Source organism: Acinetobacter sp. YH12201, assembly GCF_013418145.1.
Taxonomy (GTDB): domain Bacteria; phylum Pseudomonadota; class Gammaproteobacteria; order Pseudomonadales; family Moraxellaceae; genus Acinetobacter.
Genome location: NZ_VPCP01000043.1, coordinates 21,252 through 30,264, shown reverse-complemented (window position 1 = coordinate 30,264; position 9,013 = coordinate 21,252). Strand labels below are relative to the sequence as shown.

The 9,013-nt window shown below is 39.9% G+C and carries 8 protein-coding genes and 1 rRNA gene; 8 read left to right on the top strand and 1 reads right to left on the bottom strand.

The features are described from left to right. Window positions 1-4: 4 nt before the first annotated feature. The 8 genes from rrf to hisC all read left to right on the top strand — a co-directional run bounded on the left by rrf (window position 5) and on the right by hisC (window position 7,565). Window positions 5-119, top strand: a 5S ribosomal RNA gene (gene rrf, locus FTU91_RS09755). A gap of 330 nt (window positions 120-449) precedes the next feature. Beyond that, window positions 450-1,904, top strand: a complete 1,455-nt coding sequence (locus tag FTU91_RS09750) for an RNA polymerase factor sigma-54 (RefSeq protein WP_180082053.1) — start codon at window positions 450-452, stop codon at window positions 1,902-1,904. A 173-nt stretch (window positions 1,905-2,077) separates the two neighbouring features. Then, complete coding sequence (raiA, locus tag FTU91_RS09745) at window positions 2,078-2,410, top strand: ribosome-associated translation inhibitor RaiA (protein WP_086197707.1); 333 nt, start codon at window positions 2,078-2,080, stop codon at window positions 2,408-2,410. 137 nt (window positions 2,411-2,547) lie between these two features. After that, entirely contained in the window at window positions 2,548-2,799 is a 252-nt protein-coding gene (gene ibaG, locus FTU91_RS09740; RefSeq protein WP_004650949.1) for a BolA family iron metabolism protein IbaG, read from the top strand. Window positions 2,800-2,805: 6 nt separating this feature from the next. After that, the gene (gene murA / locus FTU91_RS09735; RefSeq protein WP_166171032.1) at window positions 2,806-4,062 is read left to right on the top strand and encodes a UDP-N-acetylglucosamine 1-carboxyvinyltransferase; all 1,257 of its coding nucleotides are present in this window, start codon (window positions 2,806-2,808) and stop codon (window positions 4,060-4,062) included. Beyond that, window positions 4,062-4,757, top strand: coding sequence for an ATP phosphoribosyltransferase (gene hisG, locus FTU91_RS09730; RefSeq protein WP_086197705.1), 696 nt, complete (start codon window positions 4,062-4,064; stop codon window positions 4,755-4,757). The genes murA and hisG overlap by 1 nt, the downstream gene beginning before the upstream one ends. A 197-nt stretch (window positions 4,758-4,954) precedes the next feature. Further along, window positions 4,955-6,256 carry a histidinol dehydrogenase gene (gene hisD, locus FTU91_RS09725; RefSeq protein ID WP_180042536.1) on the top strand — a complete coding sequence of 434 codons (1,302 nt, stop codon included), beginning with the start codon at window positions 4,955-4,957 and terminating at the stop codon, window positions 6,254-6,256. 217 nt (window positions 6,257-6,473) lie between these two features. Beyond that, the gene (hisC, locus tag FTU91_RS09720) at window positions 6,474-7,565 is read left to right on the top strand and encodes a histidinol-phosphate transaminase (RefSeq protein WP_180082052.1); all 1,092 of its coding nucleotides are present in this window, start codon (window positions 6,474-6,476) and stop codon (window positions 7,563-7,565) included. A gap of 77 nt (window positions 7,566-7,642) precedes the next feature. Here hisC and pabB read toward each other — a convergent pair whose 3' ends face one another. Then, complete coding sequence (gene pabB, locus FTU91_RS09715) at window positions 7,643-9,013, bottom strand: aminodeoxychorismate synthase component I (protein WP_180082051.1); 1,371 nt, start codon at window positions 9,011-9,013, stop codon at window positions 7,643-7,645.

Sequence of the window (9,013 nt, the reverse complement as noted above, 5' to 3'; positions counted from 1 at the left end):
TTGTGCTGGCGACCATAGCAAGAGTGAACCACCTGATCCCTTCCCGAACTCAGAAGTGAAACCTCTTAGCGCTGATGGTAGTGTGGGATTACCCATGTGAGAGTAAGTCATCGCCAGCTCATTATTCAAAAGCCCCTGCATTTGCAGGGGCTTTTTTTTTGCCTAGATTATTAAAATCCTAAAATTATTATTTGATGATGAATGAAATTAGATTCTTTAACGGAATTGATTTTTCTGCTATTCAGATAATTAGATTTTGTTATTTGAGTAAGTCATTAATTTATAAAAATATTTATTAATATTTCGTGAGTATTTTATCGAAAATATAATTAAAAAATTTTAAATTTGTATATTTTTTTATGTGTATCTATGATATAAAAATCAAAACGGCACAAAAATTGCTTACAAGATGTGTTTTCATAAATAGCAGTTAAAAAGAGTAGGGTAATATGAAGTTATCGGTTGGATTAAAAGTTGCAAACTCCTTGTCACTGACACCGCAGTTACAACAAGCCATTCGTTTGCTTCAACTTTCTAGTCTTGAACTAGAGCAAGAAATTCAGATTCAACTTGATAGTAATCCCTTACTAGAGAAGGTTGAAGAGCAATCTTCGATTGAAAGTTTATCCACCTTACAAGATCAGGAACGCGATAATAAAGATTTAACCAATGAGCTAAATGCAAACCATCTTCCTGATGATTTACCTGTCGATACTGATTGGGATGATGTCTATACCCATCAACCGACGAGTCTTGGTTCCCCTGAATATGAAGAGCGTGAAGATAACCGTCAGGGACATCTTGGTCTAAAAGAACACATACTTGAACAAATCAATTTATTGCATTTTTCTGCTGTAGATCGCCTGATAGCACATTGTATTGTTGATTCTTTAGATGAAAAAGGTTTTTTAGATGCTGAAATTGCGGAAATCACGGCATCTGTGCAGCATTTATTGGAAACTATGGATTATGAGGATGAAGTGGAAGATGATGAAGTCCTTGTTGTCTTAAAACATATTCAACATCTGGATCCTCCAGGTGTAGCATCACGTAATCTGGCAGAATGTTTATTGGTACAATTGGAAAGTTTACCTGTACATCAAGCTTATCGTTGTGAAGCGATAAAATTGTTAAATCATTATGAGTTACTTATTTCGAATGAATTGCCAAAATTGATCAAACAAACGGGTTTGAATCCTGAACAATTGAAATGTGCAGTTGACCTGTTAAAGACCTTAAAAGCTTATCCGGGAATGGAGTTTGAAGAAAAGGACTCTGATTATCAAATTCCCGATGTGGTGGTCATGAAAAAGAATGATCATTGGCAAGTGCAGTTAAATCCGGATGTAATGCCTAAATTACGGATCAACTCTTTTTATGCCAGTATGATTAAACGTGCAGATCAAAGTAACGATAATCAATATTTACGCAATCAAATGCTGGATGCCAAGAATTTTATTAAGAGTGTCGATGAGCGTCATAAAACCTTACTAAAAGTGGCCACCTGTATCGTGGAACATCAAAAAATGTTTTTGGAAATTGGTGCGGAAGGGATGAAGCCTTTAGTGCTGCGCGATATTGCGGAAGAGGTGGAATTGCATGAATCTACAGTTTCTCGGGTGACGACCAATAAATTCATACTGACCCCGCGCGGGCTGTTTGAACTGAAATATTTCTTTTCCAGCCATGTGGCCACGACTTCGGGTGGGGAGGCATCTTCAATTGCGATTCGGGCAAAAATTAAAAAGTTAATTTCTGAAGAAAATCCACGCAAGCCTTTATCTGACAATATTATTGCCAATTTGTTAAAACAAGATGGCATTGATGTGGCACGTCGAACTGTCGCTAAATATCGAGAGTCGTTACATATTCCTTCATCTTCTGAACGAAAAGTCTTGATCTAATTTTTAAAATCTGATTATTCTAAGGATTCATTATGACAACATAATGAATCTTTTTTTCTTTTAAAGGTGTGGTTGAAATGATTTAAAGTGTAAATTGCAGAATTCTAGGTTCTGTCAGCAGATCATTTCGGCTATGACTTTAACTAATCCTAAAGAAGGTGAGGGATAGAATTATGCAAATAACAATTCGTGGTCATCACTTAACTATCACCCCTGCAATTGAAGATAATATTCGTTTAAAATTTGCTGAAATGACCAAACATTTAGATCAGGTCAATAGTATGCAGGTGAAATTGAGCAAAGATCATCAAGTAGATAAACGATCAAGAAAAGGAAGTTTAAATCATATTGCAGAAGCAATTATTCGTGTACCGGGGGCAGAATTGTTTGCACAGGCAACAGCTGATGATATGTATACATCAATAAAAAAATTAACAGAAAAACTTAAAAGACAGTTGCATAAGCATAGGAAAATGCAGGTTGCATCCCCATCTTTAATGGCATAGTTTTGTTGCTGAACAAAAAGAGGTTTTTTATGACCTCTTTTTTTATATATTAAATGTTATAGCTTAATGATTTATTTTTCATATTTATAGTAAAATGGCAGGTTTTTACACCGTTGGTCCTATAAGAGGTCTTTGTGATGAATAGTGAACAGCTCACTGAAATTTTAAAAGCTGCTTTTCCAGAGGCTGAAGTTGCAGTTAGTGGGCAAGGCGGGAAATTTGATCTTCGCATTGTAGATGAACAATTTGAAGGCAAACGTCCGGTGGCACGCCAACAGACAGTTTATGCTCCGTTAAATTCATATATTGCCAGCGGTGAAGTACATGCGGTAACTATTCGTGCAATGACCAAAGAAGAATGGCGTAAAGCAAGCTTATTCGGAGCTTAGAACTAGATGGATAAATTTTTAATTCAGGGCGGTGTTAAGCTCGAAGGTGAAGTGCGTATTTCTGGTGCAAAAAATGCAGCACTTCCATTACTTGCTGCAATGATTCTCCCTGAAACTCCCACCACATTAACTAATGTTCCAAATCTTAAGGATGTGAACACGTTGGTAAAACTGATTGCTGGTTTGGGTGTTCAAATTTCTTATGAAGGCGATACCGTTAAAGCAGATACGTCTACATTAGATAATCAGTTTGCCCCATATGAACTGGTCAAAACCATGCGTGCATCAATTTTGGTGCTTGGTCCATTACTGGCGCGCTATGGTAGTGCAAAAGTATCTCTTCCTGGTGGATGTGCCATTGGTTCACGCCCAGTCGATCAACACCTTAAAGCATTAGAAGCTTTGGGTGCTGAAATTGAAGTTGAAGCCGGTTATGTTAATGCCAAAGTCGATGGTCGTCTTAAAGGTGGCGAAGTGGTCTTTGATATGGTGACTGTTGGCGGTACTGAAAATATTCTGATGGCAGCAGTATTAGCCGATGGCGTCACGACTATCCGTAATGCAGCTCGTGAACCTGAAATCACTGATCTGGCAAAAATGCTGATTAAAATGGGTGCGAAAATTGAAGGTTTGGATACCGAGACTTTAGTGGTTACCGGTGTTGAGCATTTACATGGCTGTGAATATGCTGTAGTTGCCGACCGTATTGAAACAGGTTCATATTTGGCTGCCGCGGCAATTACCGGTGGTAAAGTAAAAACGACTCATACCGATCCGGCATTACTTGAAGCAGTTTTGGATAAGTTTGAAGAAATGGGTGCGGAAGTGACCCGTGGTGATGACTGGATTGAACTCGATATGATGGGTAAACGTCCAAAAGCTGTTAGTTTCCAGACCCTGCCACATCCAGAATTCCCAACTGATATGCAAGCTCAGCTTATGGCTGTCAACGCGATTGGTCGTGGCTTTGCTACGATTTCTGAAACGATTTTTGAAAACCGTTTTATGCATGTACCTGAATTGGCACGTATGGGCGCAAATATTCAGGTTGAAGGTAACGATGCAGTGGTTACAGGGGTGGAAAAACTTTCAGCTGCTCCTGTAATGGCGACAGATTTACGTGCTTCTTTCTCTTTGGTTTTGGCTGCATTGGCTGCCGAAGGTGAAACCCTGATTGACCGTATTTATCATATTGATCGCGGTTATGAAGATGTTGAAGCGAAGTTACAAGGTTTAGGTGCCCAAATTAAGCGAGTAAGTTAATGAGCGATATGAGAAACGATGATCCAAACTTTGACGTTATGGGTAATTTTGATCATGGTTTAACTTTAGCATTAAGTAAGGGACGTATTTTAAAAGAAACTTTACCTCTGCTAGAAACAGCAGGAATTAATTTACTGGAAGATCCGGATAAATCCCGTAAATTAATTTTCCCAACCACACATAAACAGGTCCGTATTTTAATTTTACGTGCCTCTGATGTACCGACTTATGTGGAAAATGGTGCAGCGGATTTGGGTGTTGCAGGTAAAGATGTGCTGATGGAACATGGCGCACAAAATGTATATGAACCATTAGACCTGAAAATTGCCAACTGCAAACTCATGACAGCGGGTAAAGTCGGTATGGTTCGTCCGAAAGGCCGTTTAAAAATTGCCACTAAATATGTGAATCTTACACGTCAATACTATGCCAGCCTGGGCGAGCAAGTTGATGTCATCAAGCTTTACGGTTCGATGGAACTTGCGCCACTGGTCGGTTTAGGTGATTATATTGTTGATGTCGTAGATACGGGTAATACGCTACGTGCCAATGGTTTAGAGCCTTTGGAAGAAATCTGCAAAGTATCTTCACGTTTGATTGTAAATAAAGCCAGCTTTAAACGTAAACAAGCACTGCTTAATCCGATTTTGGCACAGCTTGAAAAAGCAGTGGAAGAACGCGAAAGCAAAAAATAAGCAGCGCTGCATGCTCATTTGAAAAACCGTCATCCTGTGGCGGTTTTTTTATGCCCATTTTTATCATAACGGCTTAAGCCCCGGATTTATTCGATGATTCACAAAGTAATTTCCTATAAAACTATGTGAATAGATGCGTGATAGATACCCACAAAGTCTGGGAAACAAGGTAAACTAAAGTTTTCCTATTAAACCTTGTGGGTAAATTGATGCGACGTTTATCGACTCAAGATCAAAGCTTTAAACAGGCCTTTGCGGACTTGTTGGCTTTTGAGACAGTTAGTGATCCTGAACTTTTAAAAACCGTAGACCAAATCATTGCTGACGTACGTCTGCATGGGGATGCTCATGTTCTTAAACTCACTCAACAGTTCGATCGACATCCAGCGCATCAATTTTCTGATCTAGAACTCACTCAAGAACAACTTAAAACGGCTTTTGAAGGTTTAACTACAGAAGTTCGTGAAGCATTAGAATTGGCTGCAAACCGTATTCGTGAATTCCATCAAGCACAAAAGCAGGATGGTTGGACCTATGTTGATGCTTTGGGAAATACCTTAGGGCAAAAAATTACCCCGCTGGATCGTGTAGGTATTTATGTACCGGGTGGTTTGGCATCGTATCCGTCTTCAGTCTTGATGAATGCCGTGCCTGCGCATGTTGCAGGCGTGCCTGAAATTATCATGGTGGTTCCGGCGCCAAATGGTGAACTCAATCCCCTAGTATTGGCAGCGGCATATCTGGCTGGTGTGCACCGTGTATTTACCATTGGGGGTGCGCAAGCAGTTGCAGCATTAGCTTATGGTACGGAAACCATTCCCTCTGTCGATAAAATTACTGGTCCAGGTAACCGTTTCGTAGCAGCAGCTAAACGTGCTGTATTTGGTCAAGTCGGTATTGACATGATTGCAGGACCATCCGAAATTTTGGTATATGCAGAAGGTCAGAATAACGCGAAATGGCTGGCAATGGATTTATTGTCACAAGCTGAGCATGATACAGTTGCACAAGCGATTTTTATCACCCCAGATGAGCAGCTTTTAAACGACGTTGAACAGGCGATTGAAGAACATTTGGCGGCTTTGCCAAAAGCTGAAATTGCTCGTACTTCAATTGCTAACCGTGGGGCATTGGTTTTGGTGAAAGATCGTCAGGAAGCGATTGACCTCATCAATCAGGTTGCGCCAGAACATTTAGAGCTTTGCCTGGATGAAGCAGAGAAAATGTCGGAAAATATTCGCCATGCCGGTGCCATCTTCATGGGACGTTATACGCCTGAAGCGATTGGTGATTACTGTGCCGGTCCTAACCACGTATTACCAACATCAGGCACAGCGCGTTTCTCATCACCACTCGGGGTGTATGATTTCCAGAAGCGTTCCAGCCTGATTATGTGCTCGCAAGAAGGCGTGAAAACTTTAGCAAAAACGGCCGATATCTTGGCGCAACAGGAAAACCTGGATGCCCATGCACGTTCAGCACGTTATCGTTATCAGTAATGAATCATAGGCTAGATAGAAAAAATCTGGTTTTCTAAAATTATAAACCTCTCCCTAACCCTCTCCTGAAAGGAGAGGGGGAACTCATCTGATGAGAATGACTTTGACGTTTGATTGCATCATTTATGAGATGAAGATTCCTCTCCCTGAGAGCTTTAAGGATTGCTTTAAAGCAAAGCGCAAGAGAGGTTAGGAGAGGGAAATAAGAGAAAATAAAATGTCGACTATCACCACAGAACAAATGCGTTTTTGGAGTCCTGAAGTACGTGAACTCGAACCTTACGTACCAGGTGAACAACCCAAAATCCAAAACTTATTAAAACTCAATACCAATGAAAATCCCTATCCGCCATCACCAAAAGTGGTCGAAGCGGTTCAAGCGGTATTGGCCAATTCAGCAGATGTGCTGCGTTTATATCCAGACCCAGATGCATCTGCTTTAAAACAGGCGATTGCCAAACAGCAACATGTCTCGGTAGATCATGTATTTGTTGGCAATGGTTCTGATGAAGTATTGGCACATATCTTCAAAGCATTTTTTGTCCAAGAGTTGCCAGTGCTTTATCCGGACATTACCTATAGTTTTTATCCGGTTTACAGTCAGTTCTTTGGGGTAAAAACCAAAGTTTTGCCATTGAATGATGATTTTGAAATTGTGGTGGATGATTATAAACAAGCCAATGGCGGGATTATTATTACCAATCCAAATGCGCCGACCAGTATCGCACTGGGTTTGTCAGCCATTGAAGATGTGCTTCAAGCCAATCCAGATTCAGTGGTCGTCATTGATGAAGCTTATGTGGATTTCGGTGCTGAATCGGCAGTAAAATTGGTTGAGAAATACGATAACTTGGTGGTTTGCCAAACTACATCTAAGTCTCGTTCACTGGCGGGATTACGTGTCGGTTTTGCCATTGCACAGCCACATCTCATCGCTGCCCTTGAAGCGGTGAAGAACAGTTTTAACTCTTATCCGATTGATCGTTTTGCGATTGCAGCAGCTGTAGCATCTTTTGAAGATCAAGAATACTTCGAAGCGCAAAATGAGAAAGTGATTGCAAGCCGTGAAAAGTTGGTTGCCCAATTGGCTGAGCTTGGCTTTACAGTCTTGCCATCGAGTGCAAACTTTATTTTTGCATCATTAGCGAGTCGAGATGCAGCTGAGCTTGCTGCTGAATTGCGCGAACGTGGCATCATTGTACGTTATTTTAATAAGCCGCGTATCAACCAGTTCCTGCGTATTACCATTGGTACAGACGAGCAAAACCAGCGTTTAGTCGATACCTTGAGAAATGATATTTTAGCTTAATTAAACTCCTCCCTTGCGGAGCAGTGCTCCTCACCTTTTATAAAAGGAGGAGGGATTTGAAGTCAAAAAAGCGATTCTCAGGAATCGCTTTTTTGTTGATTTGGCTTATACCAAGTATTGAGCAAATCCAGCATGGCGGACACTTTATCAAAACATTCCTGATATTCAGCATCGCAATCTGATGCAATGGTGATCCCTCCGCCAGCCCAAACAGAAATATCATTCTGATATTTTTGAATTGAGCGAATCAAAATATTCCATGAACCTGTACCATCAAAATTAAAATAACCCATCGAACCACAGTAGGCACCACGTGGAGTACCTTCAAGTTCCTCTATAATTTGCATGGCACGAATTTTGGGAGCGCCTGTGATTGAACCACCCGGAAGAGCTGACATCAGAACATGAAAAGGATTGATATCTTGCCTTAATCTAGCAGTGACTTCACTCACCATATGATGAACTTGATTAAATGACTCAATTTCAAAAAGTTTTGGTGTTTTAACAGAGCCTGTTTCAGCGTATACGCTCAAATCATTACGCAGTAAATCCACAATCATTACATTTTCGGCTTGGTCTTTTTTAGAGTGAATTAAGCTTTGCTTGGATTGCTCATCTTGTGCAACATCTAAATATCTGGGCATAGTGCCTTTAATCGGTTTTGTGGTGATTTTCCGATTTGCTTCAAACTCGATAAACAGTTCGGGAGAGCAGCTTAATAATTCAAAATCATTGATTTTGAGATAACCTGAATAAGGTGCATCAGTCAATTGCCAAAACGCTTCTGCTGTATCTAACAACAAACCTTGTGCTTTTGTTGTAAATTCTTGAGTTAAATTAATTTGATAACAGTCACCTGCCCGAATGTAATCTTGAATCTGATTAAATGCATTCACATACTGTTTTTTAGTCCACCGTGCGGTACAAGGTCGAGTGAGGGTGAAATTTTGATTTTCTTTACTTGGCTTGTTTTTGTTTTGCAAGGCATTTTGAAGTACCTGAAAGATCGCTTCAGCCTCATGTTCATGACTAAAAAAGGTCCAGCCTTGATCGGTCAGTTTAATATAGCTGCAATAAATGCCTAAAAATAAAGAGGGCTGGTTCTTGGATTGAATATTAACGTGTTGTTGGGCAGCTTCATCATAACTGATAAAACCGATTAAACCACCATTGAAATCGGAGGTATGATTTTGCAAATCCTGCTTAAAAAATTTATTGAAATCAATTGGTTCATTTTTTTGTTGATATTGGTTTAACGATGTTCTGGTAAATTTCTGAATTTTTTTATTTTGCATCAGTATATATTCAGAAGCCAAAATTGCAATGACAGGTTGTTTTACATTTTTTAAGTAAACCACATGGTTAAGATGCGATAAGCATAAAAGAATTTCAGTAGGATTAAGCTGTTGCTTGGTCAGCAATTTTTGAAAAAAAACAGGCTCATTCAT

Excerpts from the sequence above, each read along its gene's own strand:
- FTU91_RS09750 (WP_180082053.1), top strand. The coding sequence starts at position 450 with ATGAAGTTATCGGTTGGATTAAAAGTTGCAAACTCCTTGTCACTGACA.
- raiA (WP_086197707.1), top strand. The coding sequence starts at position 2,078 with ATGCAAATAACAATTCGTGGTCATCACTTAACTATCACCCCTGCAATT.
- ibaG (WP_004650949.1), top strand. The coding sequence starts at position 2,548 with ATGAATAGTGAACAGCTCACTGAAATTTTAAAAGCTGCTTTTCCAGAG.
- murA (WP_166171032.1), top strand. The coding sequence starts at position 2,806 with ATGGATAAATTTTTAATTCAGGGCGGTGTTAAGCTCGAAGGTGAAGTG.
- hisG (WP_086197705.1), top strand. The coding sequence starts at position 4,062 with ATGAGCGATATGAGAAACGATGATCCAAACTTTGACGTTATGGGTAAT.
- hisC (WP_180082052.1), top strand. The coding sequence starts at position 6,474 with ATGTCGACTATCACCACAGAACAAATGCGTTTTTGGAGTCCTGAAGTA.
- pabB (WP_180082051.1), bottom strand. The coding sequence starts at position 9,013 with ATGAATGAGCCTGTTTTTTTTCAAAAATTGCTGACCAAGCAACAGCTT.